This is a genomic window from Methylobacterium sp. AC690 (assembly GCF_979256535.1).
The window spans coordinates 227,078-245,054 of the sequence record NZ_CEEDOX010000007.1 but is presented as its reverse complement, the minus strand read 5'-3'; the positions used below and the strand labels follow the sequence as shown (position 1 = coordinate 245,054).

Here is a 17,977-nt window from a genome sequence, read left to right as displayed (position 1 = left end):
CGTCGACCACCAGGACGGTATCGCGCGGCGCCTCAGCCATCGGCGGGCTCCAGCAAACCCTCGATCACCGCTCGGGCGCGGGGGCCTCGCCCGCGGTCCAGTGGAGGCCGAGGAGCCCGGTGACGCATTCGAGGAAGTCGCGCAGGTCGAAGGGCTTGGCGATGATGGCGTCGTGGGGCGCATCGCTCCCGCGGGACGGGCTGATCTCGTGTACGTTGGCCGACATCATGGCGATGCGGCCGGTCTGGCCCGCCTCGCGCAGGGCCTTCGCCAGCACCCAGCCGCTCATGCCCGGCATGGCGATGTCGAGGAGGAACAGGTCCGGCGGCCGCGTCGCCGCCAGCGCCAGGCAGGCCGGGCCGTCGCCGGCCTCCAGCACCACGAGGCCCAGGGGTTCGAGGATGTCGCGCATCAGGCCGCGATGGGCGGCATCGTCGTCGGCCACCAGGATGGTGCGGCGGGCCCCCGCATAGGTGCGCGCCGGCGCGCTGGCCTGGGTCAGGACCGGCTTCGGGCGCGCCACCGAGGCGAGCATCAGGCGCACGCGAAAGCGCGTGCCGCGCCCGACCTCGCTCTCCACCGTGATCTCGCCTCCCATCACCTGGGCCAGCAGGTGCGCGATGGTCAGTCCGAGGCCGGTGCCGGGCGTGGAGCGGGCCGCCGCCAGGGAGCCGCGCTCGAAGGGCTCGAAGATGCGCTCCAGGTCGTCCGGGCGGATGCCGAGGCCGGTGTCGCTGATGGTGAACACCGCGATCTGGTTGCGGTAGGTCAGGTCGAGGGTCACCGTGCCGGCGGGGGTGAACTTGATCGCGTTCGACAGGAGGTTGAGCAGGATCTGGCGCAGGCGCTTCTCGTCGGTGGCGACCACCGCCGGCAGGGTCTCGGGCCGGGTGAAGCGGAAGGCCAGGGCGGCGCCCTGGGCCTGGAGCCGGATCATGTCGACGATCTGGTCGAGAAAATCGGCGAGCCGGACCTCGTTGCGGTGGATCTGGAGCCGTCCGGCCTCCATCCGGGAAATGTCGAGGAGGCCGTCGATCAGGCCCGAGAGGTGCTGGGCCGAGCGCCGGATGACCCGGATCCCGTTCTGGCGCGGGGCCGGAATCGAGGGATCGCCCTCGAGCAGCTGCGCGTAGCCGAGCACCGCGTTGAGGGGCGTGCGCAACTCGTGGCTGATGCCGACCACGTAGCGGCTCTTGGCGAGGTTGGCGGCCTCCGCGACCTCCTTGGCCTGCTGCAGCTTGGCGTCCGTGACCTTATGGGCCTCGATCTCGGCCTGGTAGAGCCCGGTCTGGCGGGCGGTCTCCTCCAGGGCGACCCGGCGGCTCTCCTGGGCCAGCACGAACAGCCAGGCGACGATCCCCAGGATGACGATGAGGATCAGGAACACGCTGGTCAGCGCCGCGCCGAGGACCGCGCGGTGCTCGGGATGCTCGGCGCTGGCCCCCGCATGCACGATGCCGAGGATCAGCCCGATCGCCACCACCAGGGTCAGCATCAGGGCGAGGTAGCGGCCCAGCGGCGCGCCGATCCAGGCGGCGGTGCGGGCCGGGGCGACCCGGGCGAGCACGCTCTGGGCCTGGGCCTCCAGGCGTCCGTGCGGCTTGCAGAGGTCGCCGCAGCGGGCGTCGAGGGAGCAGCACAGGGAGCAGATCGGCCCGGCATAGGCCGGGCACTGGGCCATGTCCTCGGGCTCGAACGGGTGTTCGCAGACACGGCAGGTGATCTCGGCCGCGCCCTGCCAGTCGGTGCGCGGGGTGCGGGCGAGATAGTAGCGCCCGCCGGTGGCCAGGGCGATGGCGGGGGCGCCGAGGCAGGCGACGGCCAGGGCCAGCATTGGCGCGAAGGGCACGGCGGGCGCCCCGAACCCGCCCGCATGGGCCACGAACCCGCTGAGGATCGCCAGCGCCATGGCGCCGGTCCCCACCGGATTGATGGCGTAGAGATGGGCGCGCTTGAACTCGATGCCGGGGGGCGACAGGCCGAAGGGCTTGTTGATGGCGAGGTCCGCCGCCAGCGCGCCGACCCAGGCCGAGACCACCACGGCGTAGAGCGACAGGGTGCTGACGATGGTCTTGTCGATGCCGAGCTCCATCAGCAGCAGGGCGATGGCGACGTTGAAGACGAGCCAGACCACGCGGCCCGGATGGCTGTGCGTCAGGCGCGAGAAGAAGTTCGACCAGGCGATCGAGCCCGCATAGGCGTTGGTGACGTTGATCTTGAGCTGCGAGACCACCACGAACAGGGTCATCAGGGCGACGGCGCCGAACCCCGAGGGCAGCACGTAGCCGAAGGCCACCGCGTACATCTGGGTCGGCTCCGCGGCGCGCTCGGCCGGGACGCCGTGCGCGATGGCGAGCACCGCCAGGAACGACCCGAGCAGGATCTTGAGCATCCCGGGCAGGATCCAGCCGCCGCCGGCCCCCAGCACCGCCGCCCACCAGCGCCCGGAGCGCTCGGGGGCGCGCGCCGGCACGAAGCGCAGGAAATCGACCTGCTCGCCGACCTGGGCCAGCAGCGCCAGCAGGATGCCGGAGGCCAGCCCGAAGCGGGGCCAGTCGAAGCCGCCGAGGCCGTCGGCCCCCGGATGGGCGAGCCAGGCCGCCACCGGCGCGTCCCCGGCCCAGGCGATGCAGGCCAGCGGGATGAGGTTGAGGACGATCCAAACCGGCTGCGTCCAGAGCTGGAAGCGGCTGATCATGGCGATGCCGTAGACGACCAGCGGGATCACCGCGAGGGCGCTGACGAGGTAGCCGAGGCTCGGCGGCAGCCCGAAGCAGAGCTCCAGGGCCAGGGCCATGATCGCCGCCTCGATGGCGAGGAACAGGAAAGTGAAGCTCGCGTAGATCAGCGAGGTCACGGTCGAGCCGATATAGCCGAAGCCGGCGCCTCGGGTGAGGAGGTCGATGTCGACGCCGTAGCGGGCGGCGTAGAGGCTGATCGGCGTCGCGGTGGCGAAGATGATGGCGCTCACCACCAGGAGCGCCGCCAGGGTGTTGGTGAACCCGACCGTCAGCACCAGGGTGCCGCCGATCGCCTCCAGGGCCAGGAAGGAAAGCGACCCGAGGGCGGTCTGGGCGACCCGGAACCCGGACCAGCGCCGCGCCTTCTTGGCGGTGAAGCGCAGGGCATAGTCCTCCAGCGTCTCGTCGGCGACGAGGCGGTTGTAGTCGCGCCGGATCGGCAGGATACGCTGGTGCTCGGTCATCGTGTTCGGCGGGGACGGTATCATGCGGCGCAGGGTCTGGCGCGGCATCCCGGCTCGTCCGAAACCGCGGCGCTCCGTCCTCCCCAGCTACGCAAGGACCGTGCCCGGATTCCCGTGCGCCCATGCGGGCGCGCGCCGCGCTCGGCGGGCGGAGCGGCGATGGCCTCCGGGGCGATCGGTCCCGCGGGGTGCGGTCCGGAGCGGCGGCGTCCGAAGCCTTGTGGGGAGAGACTCGCGGGGAGTTCGACAGCATGGGCCCGTCCGCCGGGGTCCGACATACGCAAAACAGCGTATAGGCCGCACCGCACCACGCGGCCTAGCCTCCGCTCCGTCGATCCACGGCCGTCCGATGCGCCGTGCGACGACCGACAGGGGTTTTGGGCACGATGGCAGAGGACAAGGGCAACGGCCTGCAATCGGCGCTCCGGCGCAGGCTTCTCATGGGTCTGGCCGGCGCTCCGGCGATCGCCTTGATGCCGCGCATGAGCTTCGCGGCCGCGCCGCCGACCTCGGCGGTGAACACCACCGGCCTCGCGGTGACCGACACCGAGGTCACGGTCGGCATCCTGCACTCCGCCACCGGCACGATGGCGATTTCCGAGACCGGCTCGATCCAGGCCGAGAAGCTCGCGATCTCGCAGATCAACGAGGCGGGCGGCGTGCTCGGCCGCAAGATCAAGATCATCCAGGAGGACGGCGCCTCCGACTGGCCGACCTTCGCGGAGAAAGCCAAGAAGCTCCTCGTCAACGATCACTGCGCCGCCGTGATGGGCTGCTGGACCTCGGCCTCGCGCAAGGCCGCCCTGCCGGTCTTCGAGCAGTACAACGGCCTCCTGTACTATCCGACCTTCTACGAGGGCCTGGAGCAGTCCAAGAACGTCTTCTACACCGGCCAGGAGGCCACCCAGCAGATCCTCGCGGGCCTGAACTGGGTCAACAAGGAGAAGGGCGGCGACACGTTCTTCTTCATCGGCTCGGACTACATCTGGCCCCGGACCTCGAACAAGATCGCCCGCAAGCACGTCGAGAACGTGCTCAAGGGCAAGGTCGTCGGCGAGGAGTACTTCCCCCTCGGCCACACGCAGTTCAACTCGGTGATCAACAAGATCAAGCTCACCAAGCCGAAGGTGATCTTCGCCGACGTGGTCGGCGGCTCCAACGTGGCGTTCTACAAGCAGCTCAAGGCGGCCGGCATCGACCTGTCGAAGCAGATCCTCCTGACGATCTCGGTCACCGAGGACGAGATCGACGGCATCGGTGGCGAGAACATCGCCGGCGCCTATTCCTGCATGAAGTACTTCCAGTCGATCGACAACGCGAACAACAAGGCCTTCGTCTCGGCCTTCAAGAAGATGTGGGGCGAGAAGACCGTCATCGGCGACGTGACCCAGGCGGCCTATCTCGGGCCGTTCCTGTGGAAGATGGCCTGCGAGAAGGCCGGTTCCTTCGACGTCGACAAGGTGGTCGCCGCCTCGCCGGACCTCGAGTTCAAGGCCGCGCCCGAGGGCTACGTCCGGATCGATCCGAACCATCACCTCTGGTCGAAGACCCGCGTCGGCAAGGCGCTGCCGGATGGCCAGTTCGAGATCGTCTACACGAGCCCCGAGCTGATCAAGCCCGATCCGTTCCCCAAGGGCTACCAGTAGAGCCAGCTACCAGTAGAACCCGCTCCCCCCGGACCTGCTCCCCCCTCCCCCTGCGTGGGGAGGGGGACGTCTACGGTGTTGATCGGCCCGATGCTTGCACATCCTTCGGCGGCATCCTTCGGAGAACGAACCCATGTTCGGCGACTACTCCCTCGGTGATCTTGGCGCGATCTTCGCGATGCAGGGCTTCGCCGGGCTGATCCTGTTCTCGGTCTACGTGCTGATGGCCCTGGGGCTTGCGATCATCTTCGGCCAGATGGGGGTGATCAACATGGCCCACGGGGAGTTCATGATCCTCGGCGCCTACATGACCTATCTCTGCTCGGGCTTCTTCCAGAGTCACCTGCCGGCCCTGTTCCCGGCCTACTTCTTCGTGGCGATGGCCCTGGCCTTCCTGGCCTCCGGGGCGCTCGGAATGCTGGTGGAATGGGCGCTGATCCGCCACCTCTACAAGCGCCCGCTCGACACGCTGCTGGCCACCTGGGGCCTCTCGCTGATCCTGCAGCAGGCCTACCGCTCGATCTTCGGCGCCCGCGAGGTCGGCGTGGAGCTGCCCGCCTGGCTCATCGGCTCCGTACAGGTCACCGACACCATCGAGATCCCGATCAACGGCATGTTCGTGATGGCCATCACCACCCTGATCACCGTCGGCGTCGCGATCCTGATGTACCGCTCCCGCTTCGGCGCCCAGGTCCGCGCCGTGGTGCAGAACCGCGCGATGGCCGGCGCCGTCGGCATCGACACCGAGAAGGTGGACCGCCTGACCTTCGGCCTCGGCTGCGGCATCGCCGGCATCGCCGGCTCGGCCTTCACCATGGTGGGCTCCACCGGGCCGACCTCGGGCCAGCTCTACATCGTCGACACCTTCCTGATCGTGGTCTTCGGCGGCGCCGCCTCCCTGCTCGGCACCATCGCCTCGGCCTTCTCGATCTCGCAGACGCAGTCGACCCTCGAATTCTTCCTCTCGGGCTCCACCGCGAAGGTGATCACGCTGCTGGCGGTGGTCGGCATCCTGATGCTGCGGCCGCAGGGCCTCTTCACCCTCAAGGTCCGGCGCTGAGGAGCCTGAACGTCATGACCCGCTCCACATCCCCCACCCCCGTCGTGAACGACAACCCCTTCATGAAGCCGATGGAATGGGTGAGCCTCGCGCTCCTCGTGGCCGTCATCTTCGTGGTGCTGCCGCTGCTGCTCGACGCCTTCCGCCTCAACCTCGTCGGCAAGTACCTAACCTATTCCTTCGTGGCCCTCGGCCTCGTGATCTGCTGGGGCTTCGGCGGCATCCTCTCCCTGGGCCAGGGCGTGTTCTTCGGCCTCGGCGGCTACCTGATGGCGATGTATCTCAAGCTGGAGGCCTCCAGCATCGAGAACACCAAGATCCAGTCGACGCCCGGCATCCCGGACTTCATGGACTGGAACCAGATCACCGCCCTGCCCTGGTTCTGGAAGCCGTTCCAGAGCCTGCCCTTCACCCTCCTGGCGGTGCTGGTGGTGCCGGCGCTCTTCGCCTTCGTCATCGGCACGGCGATGTTCCGCCGCCGCGTCGGCGGCACCTACTTCGCCATCATCACCCAGGCCATCGCCGCCATCCTGACGATCCTCATCGTCGGCCAGCAGGGCTACACCGGCGGCATCAACGGCATCACCGACCTGCGCACCCTGCACGGCTGGGACATCCGCACCGACAGCGCCCACAACATCCTCTACTTCGTCAATGCGGGGCTGCTCGTCGGCTGCATCCTGTTCGCCCAGATGGTGAAGAAGTCGAAGCTCGGGCGCATCCTCCTGGCCATGCGCGACAAGGAGGACCGGGTCCGGTTCTCGGGCTACCAGGTGGCGAGCTTCAAGACCTTCGCGTTCTGCCTCGCGGCGGTGTTCGCGGCCATCGGGGGGGCGATGTTCACCCTGCAGGTCGGGTTCATGTCGCCCTCCTTCGTGGGCATCGTGCCCTCGATCGAAATGGTGATCTACGCCGCCGTGGGCGGGCGCCTGTCGCTGTTCGGCGCCGTCTGGGGCACCCTCCTGGTCAACTGGGCCAAGACCAGCTTCTCGGAGAGCTTTCCGGAGCTCTGGCTCTTCGGTCTCGGCGCCCTTTTCATCGCCGTGGTGCTGGCCTTCCCGAACGGCCTGGCGGGCATCTACCGCACTTACGTCGAGCCCCGCCTGACCCGGCGTGTGAAGGCCCTGGAGCCCGCCCCCGCCGTCGCCCTGACCCACGCGGCCGAGTAGGACCTCCGATGAACGCAGCCCTCCTGCCCTCGCACCGCATCGGCGCCGATCCGGCCGAGAAGGACTTCCTCCTGGCGGTGGAATCCCTCACCGTCTCCTTCGACGGGTTCAAGGCGGTCAACGACGTCTCGTTCTACGTCGACCCCAACGAGATCCGGGTCATCATCGGTCCCAACGGGGCCGGCAAGACCACCGTGCTCGACCTGATCTGCGGGCGCACCAAGGCCAGCGCCGGCTCCATCAAGTACAAGGGCCAGGAACTCACCAAGCTCTCCGAGAGCGCCATCGTCCAGGCCGGCGTCGGCCGCAAGTTCCAGACCCCGTCGATCTACGACGACCTCACGGTGTTCGAGAACCTGGAGATCTCCTTTCCGCGGGGCCGCTCGGTCTTCGGCGCCCTCACCTTCAAGCGCGACGCCGAGGTCCGCGACCGCATCGAGGAGGTCGCCAGCATGATCTTCCTCAAGGACCAGCTCCTCGAGCGGGCCGAGTTCCTCAGCCACGGCCAGAAGCAGTGGCTCGAGATCGGCATGCTGCTGATCCAGGACCCGGAACTGCTGATGCTCGACGAGCCGGTGGCGGGTATGAGCGTCGGCGAGCGCATCAAGACCGCCGAGCTGCTCAACCAGATCATCAAGGGCCGCTCGGTGCTGGTGATCGAGCACGACATGAAGTTCGTCGAGGACATCGCCCACCGGGTCACCGTGCTGCACCAGGGCAAGGTCCTGTCCGAGGGCTCGATGGAGCGGGTCAAGAACGACCCGAAGGTCATCGAAGTCTATCTCGGCCACTGAGAGGAAACGGCGCCATGCTCCAGACCACGCCCGCCCCCTCGCCGGCCTTCTCGCCCGCGCCCCTGATCCAGGGCGGCGTCCCGCCGATGCTGGCGATCCGCGACCTGCACGCGGCCTATGGCCAGAGCGAGGTCCTGCACGGCCTCGACATCGCCGTGGCGCCCGGCGAGATCGTCGCCGTGATGGGCCGTAACGGCATGGGCAAGACCACGCTGATGAAGACCCTGATGGGCATCGTGCCGGTCAAGTCCGGGACGATCCAGGTCGACGGCGCCGGGGTCGAGGACCTGAAGAGCCACCAGCGCGTGGCCAAGGGCCTCGCCTACGTGCCGCAGGGCCGGATGATCTTCTCCGCCATGACCGTGCAGGAGAACATCGAAACCGGGCTCACCGTCACCGGGGAGCGCCGGGTGCCGCAGGAACTCTACACGATGTTCCCGGTCCTCCTAGAGATGAAGGGCCGGCGCGGCGGCAACCTGTCGGGCGGCCAGCAGCAGCAGCTCGCCATTGCCCGGGCGCTGGCGAGCCGGCCCAAGGTCCTCCTCCTCGACGAGCCCACCGAGGGCATCCAGCCCTCGATCATCCGTGAGATGGGCCGCACCCTGAAGAAGATCCGCGACGACCGCGGGCTGTCCATCGTAGTCTCCGAGCAGGTGCTCAGCTTCGCCCTCGATGTCGCCGACCGGGTCCTGGTGATCGAGAACGGCCACATCGTCCATGAATCCCTGCGCGCCGATATCGACGAGGCCCAGGTCGCCCGTTTCCTCTCCGTCTGACGGGACCCGACATGCCGAAAGGGGCCGAGATGGCCGATTACGAGATCTTCGAGCTCGGCGACTTCGTCCTCCAGTGCGGGAAGACGCTGCGCAGCGCCAAGCTCGCCTACAAGACCTTCGGCACGCTCAACGCCGCCCGGGACAACGCCATCGTCTACCCGACCTGGTATTCGGGCCAGCACACCGAGAACGAGTGGCTGATCGGCCCCGGCAAGGCCCTCGACCCGGACAAGTACTTCATCATCATCCCGAACATGTTCGGCAACGGGCTCTCGTCCTCGCCGAGCAATACGCCGCCGCCCTGGAACGGGCCGCGCTTTCCCAACGTCACCGCCTACGACAACGTCACGGCGCAGCATCGGCTCGTCACCGAGCGTTTCGGCATCGAGACCCTGGTGCTGGTGACCGGCTGGTCGATGGGCGCCCTGCAGACCTACCATTGGGGCGCGCTCTACCCCGACATGGTGCCGCGCATCCTGCCGTTTCAGGGCTCGGCCAAGTGCTCGCGGCACAACTTCGTCTTCCTGGAAGGCGCCAAGGCCGCCCTGCAGGCCGATGCCGCCTACGCCGAGGGCTGGTACACCCGCCCGCCGAACCGGGGCCTGCGCGCCTTCGGCCGGGTCTATGCCGGCTGGGGCCTGTCGCAGACCTTCTACCGGATCGAGGCCGACAAGACCCATATGGGCTACGCCTCGCTGGAGGACTTCCTGGTCGGGTTCTGGGAGGGGCTGTTCTACACCCGGGACGCCAACGACCTTCTGGCCATGCTCTGGACCTGGCAGAACGGCGACATCAGCGCCAATGACCGCTTCAACGGTGATCTCAAGGCCGCCCTCGGCGCCATCCGCGCGAAGGCGATCCTGATGCCTGCCTCCACCGACCTCTACTTTCCCCCCGAGGACAACGCCCTCGAGGCGGCGGCCATGCCGAACGCGGAGCTGCGCGTCATCGAGACCTGGTGGGGTCATTTCGCAGGCGGTCCCGGCACGAGCCCCGACGACATCGCCACACTCGACGCAGCCCTGAAGGCGCTGCTCGCGAGCTGACCGGCCCCGGGCCGGGGTGCACCGCGCCCGGCCCGACGACCACCGGCACATCACCCGCCGACGGATCTCACCGCCGGCGAGAACGGGGACGCGTGTCCTCACGTCTGGGAAGGGAGCACCGACGCAACATGCCCGAGACCCTGATCAAGGTCGATCTGACCCAATCGGCCTACGACAACGACATGGTGCACAATCGCTGGCACCCCGACATCCCCATGGTGGCGATGGTCAAGCCCGGCGACGACTTCATCGTCGAGACCTATGACTGGACCGGCGGCTTCATCAAGAACAACGATTCCGCCGACGACGTGCGCGACATCGATCTCTCGATCGTGCACTTCCTCTCCGGCCCGATCGGCGTCGAGGGCGCCGAGCCCGGCGACCTCCTCGTGGTCGACCTCCTCGACATCGGCGCCAAGCCCGAGAGCCAGTGGGGCTTCAACGGCTTCTTCTCCAAGAAGAACGGCGGCGGCTTCCTCGACGAGCACTTCCCCCAGGCCCAGAAATCGATCTGGGACTTCGAGGGCATGTTCACCAAGTCGCGCCACATCCCCGGCGTGCGCTTCCCCGGCCTGATCCATCCCGGCCTGATCGGCTGCCTGCCCGATCCGAAGATGCTGGAGACCTGGAACACCCGCGAGAAGGCGCTGTTCGACACCGACCCCAATCGGGTCCCGGCGCTGGCCACCCTGCCCTTCGCGCCGACCGCCCATATGGGCCGGCTCAAGGGCGAGGGCCGCGACGCGGCGGCGGCCACGGGTGCCCGCACCGTGCCGGGGCGCGAGCACGGCGGCAATTGCGACATCAAGGACCTGTCGCGCGGCTCGAAGATCTACTTCCCGGTCTACGTGCCCGGCGCCGGCCTCTCGATGGGCGACCTGCATTTCAGCCAGGGCGACGGTGAGATCACCTTCTGCGGCGCCATCGAGATGGCGGGCTGGGTCCACCTCAAGGTCAGCCTGATCAAGGACGGCATGGCCAAGTACGGGATCAAGAACCCGATCTTCAAGCCGTCGCCGATCACGCCGAAGTTCGACGACCACCTCATCTTCGAGGGCGTCTCCGTCGACGAGTACGGCAAGCAGCATTACCTCGACGTGACGGTGGCCTACCGCCAGGCCTGCCTCAACGCGATCGAGTACCTGAAGAAGTTCGGCTACTCGGGTGCCCAGGCCTACTCGATCCTCGGCACCGCGCCGGTCCAGGGTCACATCTCGGGGGTCGTCGACATCCCGAACGCCTGCGCCACCCTCTGGATCCCGACGAAGATCTTCGACTTCGACATCAATCCCGGTGCCGACGGACCGACGAAGTTCCTCGACGGCTCGATCCAGATGCCCCTGTCGCCGGACCTCTGAGAACCGGCGCGCCCGATCCGGTGCCGATCCCCCTCCCCCTCGTGGGGCGGGGTCAGGGCGGCGGATTGGGCGCCCCTTGGGATGCGCAGGCTCTCGGAACGACCCCTCCCTCCACCGCCTCCCCACGCGCTCGACGGATCTCACGGCGGTCCGAGATCCGCCGGGGAGGCGAGCCGTGCCGCCGCCCGCCCTCCAGCAGACATCACCGAGAGGCCCCGATGCCCGTCTACGATTACGCCTGCGACGCCTGCGGCCCGTTCACGGTGCTGCGCCCGATGGCCGAGTTCCAGGATCCGCACGATTGCCCGGATTGCGGGACCACCTGCGGCCGCGCCTTCCTGACCGCGCCGAACCTCGCCTCCATGGATGCGGGCCTGCGCAAGGCGCACGCCACCAACGAGCGCAGCCGTCACGCGCCCCGACGGGTGTCCGGGCATGGGGCCGGGTGCGGCTGCTGCAGCGGGTCGACGAAGGCCAAAACGCAAGCAACGCCAGCCGCTAAAAGCTTTCCATCTGCACGTCCCTGGATGATTAGCCACTAAATTAAGCACTGGCATTACCTTTGCAAAGTATTTCCCGACAGCAGATCTGCACAGTGTCTGGGCCTATCGAGATATAATTCCACGCCTGAAGTGGATGCGATGGGTCTGAGACGGGATCGATGCTGGAACGCGGGGTGGTACGATGATCCAGAGAATCGAACGGGGACCGGTGCCGAGGCGTCGGACGGAATGGGGCGCCGCCCGGGATGCCCTCCTGTCGGCGGCTTTGGCGGCCGCCGGTGTCCTGGCTGGGGGGCCGGCGCTGGCGCAGACGGCCTCGCCGGTGGGCCAGCTCAACGAGCAGACCCAGCCGCGCACCGACCCGGCCATCGCCGACAAGCCGAAGGACCCGGTTCGCGTCGGCCCGCTGGCGCCCTGGGCCACCGAGATGGCGGCCCGCGGCCTGACCTTCGACGTCAACGTCTACGACTTCTACCAAGCCAACCCGAGCATGGGCCTGCGGCCCGGCGAGCAGTCGAACTCGGCCTATTTCGTACTCTCGATGACCGCCGACATGCAGAAGCTCGCCGGCATCTCGGGCGGGACGATCAACTTCACCCAGACCTTCTTCGGCCTGGTGCGCAACCTCAACATGGCCGCCGACATCGGCGACACCACGGTCGGCTACCAGCCGCCCTACAACCCCAATTTCGCCCGGCTGTCGCTCTTCACCTACCAGCAGAAGCTGCTCGACGACCGCCTGGTGGTCGAGGTCGGGCGCACGCATCCGGACCGGTATTACGGCCTGCCGCCGTGCAACTCGATCAATTCCTGCTTCCAGGACATGTTCTACTTCAATGCCGGCTTCACCTCGCCGCTCTACGGGGTCTGGGGCGCCAACGTCGCCTACAAGCTCTCGCCGACCACCTACATCCAGGCCGGCGCCTTCAGCGTGAACCCCAACACCAACGTGCTGTCGGGCTATGATTTCGGCTACGAGCGCCTCGCCGGCGCCGTCGTCATGACCGAGATCGGCCGCAAGACCGACTTCTCCCAGGAAGCCTATCCGGGCCGCGTCTCGCTCACCGGCTTCTACAACACCGCCGACCACGAGGATAACTTCAAGACGGCGCTGGGCCGCTCCAAGGGCCTCTTCCCCGGCGATCCGGCCCTGCAGAAGTCGGGCACCTCGGGCGTGGTGCTCACCGCCTCGCAGACGGTCTGGCGCGCCGACGGCGGCGCCGAGGCGGCCAACCCCCACCCGGCCGCGATCGCGGTCTACACCGGCACCGGCTACGCCTTCGATCCGACGATCCCGATCCGGTTCAATTCGTTCGCCGGCATCCTGCTGCAATCGCCCGACCAGACCCGGCCCAACGACACCTACGGGCTGAAGGCCAACTGGCAGCGCATCAACGCCAACTACGCGGACTTCCTGGCGGACGCGAACGCCTTCGCGGGCGGCTCCGGTGCGCCGTTCTCGCGCGACAAGTTCATCTTCGAGGCAAACGCCCACATCGATGTCGGGGCCGGCGTGATCCTCGAGCCCGTGGTCCAGTACGTCGTCAATCCGAACTCGTTCTGGAATCCCTACACCGCCCGGCGGCCGAAGGACGGCGTCTATGGCGGCTTCACCCTCGTGGTTCCCCTCGGAACCCTCCTCGGCCTCGCGCCGGGCTAGGGCCCCGGGGGACCTCGTCCCCGCGCGTGCCGCGCGACCCCGCGGCACGCGCCACGTCTGGAAACCGGAGGATCACGCCATGATGCACGGAGACATTTCGTCGAGTCAGGACAGCGTCGGCGTCGCCGTCGTGAACTACAAGATGCCCCGCCTGCACACGCGGGAGGAGGTCCTGGAGAACGCCGCCAAGATCGCCGACATGGTGATCGGCATGAAGTCCGGCCTGCCCGGCATGGACCTGGTGATCTTCCCCGAATACTCGACCCACGGGATCATGTACGACGCGGCGGAGATGTACGAGACCGCCACCACGATCCCGGGGCCGGAGACCGACATCTTCGCCGCCGCCTGCCGCAAGGCGAAGGTCTGGGGCGTGTTCTCCCTCACGGGCGAACGCCACGAGGAGCACCCGAACAAGGCGCCCTACAACACCCTCATCCTGATGAACGACCAGGGCGAGATCGTGCAGAAGTACCGCAAGATCATGCCCTGGACCCCGATCGAGGGCTGGTATCCGGGCGACCGCACCTACGTCTCCGACGGCCCCAAGGGCCTGAAGATCAGCCTCATCATCTGCGACGACGGCAACTACCCGGAGATCTGGCGGGACTGCGCCATGCGGGGGGCCGAGCTCATCATCCGCTGCCAGGGCTACATGTATCCGGCCAAGGAGCAGCAGATCCTGATGTCGAAGGCGATGGCGTTCGCCAACAACACCTACGTGGCGGTGGCCAACGCCGCCGGCTTCGACGGGGTCTACACCTATTTCGGCCACTCGGCGGTGATCGGCTTCGACGGCCGCACCCTCGGCGAGTGCGGCGAGGAGGAGATGGGCATCCAGTACGCCGCCCTGTCGAAGTTCCTGATCCGCGATGCCCGCGCCCACGGGCAGTCGGAGAACCACCTCTTCAAGCTGCTGCATCGCGGCTATACCGGCATGATCGCCTCGAAGGAGAACCGGCACGGCCTGTCGGAATGCCCCTACGACTTCTACCGCCGCTGGATCGAGGATCCCGACGCCGCCCGCGACGCCGTGCGGGCCATCACCCGCCAGAGCGTGGGCACCGAGGAATGCCCGATCGAGGGCATCCCCTTCGTCGGCAAGGGCGAGGGCCCGCCCGACCCGCGGTGAGCGGCGCTGTGGCGCGCGCGCCACGCCCGATCCGGATCGAGGGCCGGTTCCGCCGCCGCGGGGCCGGCCCTCGCCGTTTCGCGGCGGCGGGTCCGCCCCGCCCGGTTTGACCCGGGCGGGCAGCCCCTCTACCGCCCGTGGCGAGACCCGTCGCCCCTGATCGACACCCCGGAAGGATGGACGTCCCGGCATGAGCCAGCCCGAGACCGACGCGCTCCTGCGCCGCGCCGCGGATCTGGAGCGGGACGCCGCGCGCCTGCGGGACGCGGCGCGCCGGTCCGCCGGAGAGCCGGGCGCTGCGCCGGACAGGGCCGCGCCGGGGTCCGACCCGGTGCCGCACCGGCAGGCGATCCTCGACAGCACCACCCGCTTCGCCATCGTGGGCACGGATCGGGACGGGGTGGTGACCGACTGGAACGCCGGCGCCGCCCGCATCTTCGGCTGGAGCGCCGCCGACATCCGCGGGCGCAACATCGCCGACCTGTTCACCCCCGAGGATCGCGCGATCGACCGGCCCGGGATCGAGATGCGCCTCGCCCTGGAGCAGGGCCGCGCCGAGGACGAGCGCTGGCACCTGCGCGCCGACGGCACGCGCTTCTGGGCCTCGGGCGAGATGATGCCCCTGCGCGACGGCGACGGCCATCACATCGGCTACGTCAAGGTCGTGAGCGACCGCACCGCGGAGCACCGGGCCGGGGACGCCCTGCAGGACGCCGAGATGCGCCTGCGCCGCGCCCAGGAGGCCGGCGGCATCGGCGTGTTCTCGGTCGGCATCGACGACGGCATCCTGCATCCGACCCCGGAATTCTGCCGCCTCTACGGCCTGCCCGAGGCCGCGACCTACCCGGCCTCCACCTTCGAGCGCCTGGTCATCCCCGACGATGCCCACCTCGTCTCCACGGCGGAGAGCCGCCGGCGGGGCGAGCCGCCCCGGGACGTCGAGTACCGCATCCGCCGGCCCGACTCCGGCGAACTCCGCTGGATCGCCCGCCGGGGCGAGATCGAGCGCGATGCCGCGGGGCGCCCCCTGCGCTTCTCCGGCATCGCCCGGGACGTCACCGAGGCGCGTTCCGCCCGCGACGCCCTGGCCACCAGCGAGGCGCGCTACCGCGCCCTGTTCGAGGCCGTGGACGACGGCTTCTGCATCATCGAGTTCTTCGACGGACCGCACGGTCCGGCCAGCGACTTCGTCCATCTCGAGGCCAATGCCGGCTACGAGCGCCACACCGGCATCCCGAACATCGTCGGCCGCACCCTGCGCGACCTCGCGCCGGCGGAGGCCGAGGGCTGGCTCGAGCTCTACGGCGGCGTCCTGCGCACCGGCACCGCGATCCGGTTCGAGCGCGCCTTCCCCCTGGCCGGGCGTCACATCGAGGTCTCCGCCGCCCGGATCGAGCCGGCGAGCCGGCGCCAGGTCTCGGTGCTGTTCCGGGACATCTCGGCCCGCCGCCGGGCGGAGGACGCCCTGCGCACCAGCGAGGCCCTGGCCCGGGAGAACATCGAGCGGGTGCAGCTCGCCCTGGCCGCCGGGGCGATCATCGGCACCTGGCTCTGGGACCTGCCGACCGACCGCTTCAGCGTCGACGAGGCCTTCGCCCGCAGCTTCGGCCTCGATCCCGCCGCCGGGCGCGAGGGCCTGAGCCTCGCCCGGGTGGTGGAGACCGTGCACCCGGACGACCGCGCCGGCCTCGCCGAGGCCATCCAGGCCGCCATCGCCCGGGGCGGCGCCTACGCGCACCAGTACCGGACCCGCCGCGCCGACGGCCGCTACTACTGGCTCGAAGCCAACGGCCGCGTCGAGCACGGCCCGGACGGGACCCCCCTGCGCTTTCCCGGCGTGCTCATCGACGTGGAGGAGCGCCGCGCCGGCGAGGCCGAGCGGGCGCGCGTCACCGAGCAGCTGCGCAGCCTGAACGAGACCCTGGAGCAGCGCGTCGCCGAGCGGACGGCCGAGCTGATGCGGGCCGAGGAGGCCCTGCGCCAGTCGCAGAAGATGGAGGCGGTGGGCCAGCTCACGGGCGGCCTCGCCCACGACTTCAACAACATGCTGGCGGGCATCGTCGGCTCCCTGGAGCTGATGCAGACCCGCATGCTCCAGGGCCGGGTCGGCGACCTGGAGCGCTATATCGGCGCCGCGCAGGGGGCGGCGCGCCGGGCCGCGGCCCTGACCCATCGCCTCCTCGCCTTCTCGCGCCGCCAGACCCTGGCCCCGAAGCCCACCGACGTGAACCGCCTCGTCGAGGGCATGGAGGAGCTGGTGCGCCGCACCGTGGGTCCGGCGGTCTCGGTGGAGGTGGTGGGCGCCGCCGGGCTGTGGCCGACCCTGGTCGATCCGAGCCAGCTCGAGAACGCCCTGCTCAACCTCTGCATCAACGCCCGCGACGCCATGCCGGAGGGCGGCCGCATCGTGGTCGAGACCGGCAACCGCTGGCTCGACGCCCGCGGGGCCCGCGAGCGCGACCTCGACCCGGGCCAGTACGTCGCCCTCTGCGTCTCGGACAACGGCACCGGCATGACCCCGGACGTCGCCGCCAAGGCCTTCGATCCGTTCTTCACCACGAAGCCCCTCGGCGAGGGCACCGGCCTCGGCCTGTCGATGATCTACGGCTTCGCCAAGCAGTCGGGCGGCCAGGTCCGGATCTATTCCGAGCCCGGCGAGGGCACGATGGTGTGCATCTACCTGCCGCGCCATCTCGGCGAGGCGGAGGGGGTGGAGACGGTGCCGGACCTGTCGGAGGCGGCCCGGGCCAAGGTCGGCGAGACGGTGCTGGTGGTGGACGACGAGCCCACGGTGCGGATGCTCGTGACCGAGGTGCTGGAGGATCTCGGCTACGCCGCCATCGAGGCGGCCGACGGCGCCTCGGGCCTCAAGGTGCTGCAATCCGATGTGCGCATCGACCTCCTCGTCACCGATGTCGGCCTGCCCGGCGGCATGAACGGCCGCCAGATGGCGGAGGCGGCCCTGGTGTCCCGCCCGGGCCTGAAGGTGCTGTTCATCACCGGCTATGCCGAGAACGCCGCCCTCAACCACGGCCACCTCGCCCCCGGCATGCAGGTGCTGGTCAAGCCCTTCGCCCTGGAGGCCCTCGCCACCCGCATCCGCGGCCTGATCGAGGGCGCCGACTGACGCTCGGGGACCGGGCGGGTCCCGCGTCCCCGGCGATCGCTGCACGCAGGGCAAGACTACCGTCGTTAGCATCTTGTTAAGATCCTCGCGCTGAAAGTGGAGCGCTCAGTAACGACCGGAAACAACACATCGCAGGGGACCGAAATGCAGGATTTGGGCTTCAAATCGCTCCTGGTTTTGGCGAAGATTGGCTATGAGCTGCGCGACGAGTTCGCCCATACTTTCGATGATGATGTCCGGCGCGCCTTCGGCCCGCTCCTCGACGCCCTCGACGACAGCGCCGGCGTGCTCCGCCTGGTCGCCTCGGACGAGAGCTGGGTCAGCGACGCCGCCTTCTTCGAGGCCCGGGGCGCTGTCGGCCTCGGGCACTGAGCGCTCGCCCTCGCCCCCTTCCCCGGGCGCTGGACCGGATCGCGATGCGGTGTCCCCCCTGCGGGATCAGCCCTGATCGACCCCCAGTCCGGGGCGGTTCCGCCGCTGTGAGGGCGGAGTCGGATCGCG

General features: G+C 69.0%; 13 protein-coding genes. 12 read left to right on the top strand and 1 reads right to left on the bottom strand.

Features of this window, described 5'->3' with window-relative positions:
- Positions 1-64 precede the first annotated feature (64 nt).
- The gene (locus tag AC0IY1_RS10730; protein WP_471769447.1) at positions 65-3,205 is read right to left on the bottom strand and encodes an ATP-binding protein; all 3,141 of its coding nucleotides are present in this window, start codon (positions 3,203-3,205) and stop codon (positions 65-67) included.
- Positions 3,206-3,591: 386 nt separating this feature from the next.
- Here AC0IY1_RS10730 and urtA point away from each other — a divergent pair, with 386 nt between their 5' ends.
- From urtA to AC0IY1_RS10670, 12 genes are all read left to right on the top strand, one after another.
- Complete coding sequence (gene urtA / locus AC0IY1_RS10725) at positions 3,592-4,851, top strand: urea ABC transporter substrate-binding protein (protein ID WP_055949766.1); 1,260 nt, start codon at positions 3,592-3,594, stop codon at positions 4,849-4,851.
- A gap of 133 nt (positions 4,852-4,984) precedes the next feature.
- Positions 4,985-5,911, top strand: a complete 927-nt coding sequence (urtB, locus tag AC0IY1_RS10720) for an urea ABC transporter permease subunit UrtB (RefSeq protein WP_055949763.1) — start codon at positions 4,985-4,987, stop codon at positions 5,909-5,911.
- 14 nt (positions 5,912-5,925) lie between these two features.
- The gene (urtC, locus tag AC0IY1_RS10715; RefSeq protein ID WP_055949761.1) at positions 5,926-7,080 is read left to right on the top strand and encodes an urea ABC transporter permease subunit UrtC; all 1,155 of its coding nucleotides are present in this window, start codon (positions 5,926-5,928) and stop codon (positions 7,078-7,080) included.
- Positions 7,081-7,088: 8 nt separating this feature from the next.
- The gene (urtD, locus tag AC0IY1_RS10710; RefSeq protein WP_055949758.1) at positions 7,089-7,874 is read left to right on the top strand and encodes an urea ABC transporter ATP-binding protein UrtD; all 786 of its coding nucleotides are present in this window, start codon (positions 7,089-7,091) and stop codon (positions 7,872-7,874) included.
- Between the two features lie 86 nt (positions 7,875-7,960).
- A complete protein-coding gene (urtE, locus tag AC0IY1_RS10705) occupies positions 7,961-8,650 on the top strand; it encodes an urea ABC transporter ATP-binding subunit UrtE (RefSeq protein WP_471769445.1) in 690 nt (229 codons plus the stop codon).
- 29 nt (positions 8,651-8,679) lie between these two features.
- Complete coding sequence (locus tag AC0IY1_RS10700) at positions 8,680-9,696, top strand: alpha/beta fold hydrolase (protein WP_471769443.1); 1,017 nt, start codon at positions 8,680-8,682, stop codon at positions 9,694-9,696.
- A gap of 128 nt (positions 9,697-9,824) precedes the next feature.
- On the top strand, positions 9,825-11,054 hold the full coding sequence (fmdA, locus tag AC0IY1_RS10695) for a formamidase (protein WP_055949752.1): 1,230 nt from the start codon (positions 9,825-9,827) through the stop codon (positions 11,052-11,054).
- 218 nt (positions 11,055-11,272) lie between these two features.
- Positions 11,273-11,596: an FmdB family zinc ribbon protein gene (locus AC0IY1_RS10690; RefSeq protein ID WP_082512899.1), complete on the top strand. Its 324-nt coding sequence runs from the start codon at positions 11,273-11,275 to the stop codon at positions 11,594-11,596.
- Positions 11,597-11,738: 142 nt separating this feature from the next.
- Complete coding sequence (locus AC0IY1_RS10685; RefSeq protein ID WP_471769424.1) at positions 11,739-13,217, top strand: carbohydrate porin; 1,479 nt, start codon at positions 11,739-11,741, stop codon at positions 13,215-13,217.
- Positions 13,218-13,296: 79 nt separating this feature from the next.
- Positions 13,297-14,349: an aliphatic amidase gene (locus AC0IY1_RS10680; protein WP_055949747.1), complete on the top strand. Its 1,053-nt coding sequence runs from the start codon at positions 13,297-13,299 to the stop codon at positions 14,347-14,349.
- 190 nt (positions 14,350-14,539) lie between these two features.
- On the top strand, positions 14,540-17,476 hold the full coding sequence (locus AC0IY1_RS10675; protein ID WP_471769422.1) for a PAS domain-containing hybrid sensor histidine kinase/response regulator: 2,937 nt from the start codon (positions 14,540-14,542) through the stop codon (positions 17,474-17,476).
- A 144-nt stretch (positions 17,477-17,620) separates the two neighbouring features.
- Complete coding sequence (locus tag AC0IY1_RS10670) at positions 17,621-17,848, top strand: hypothetical protein (RefSeq protein WP_055949744.1); 228 nt, start codon at positions 17,621-17,623, stop codon at positions 17,846-17,848.
- Positions 17,849-17,977 lie beyond the last annotated feature (129 nt).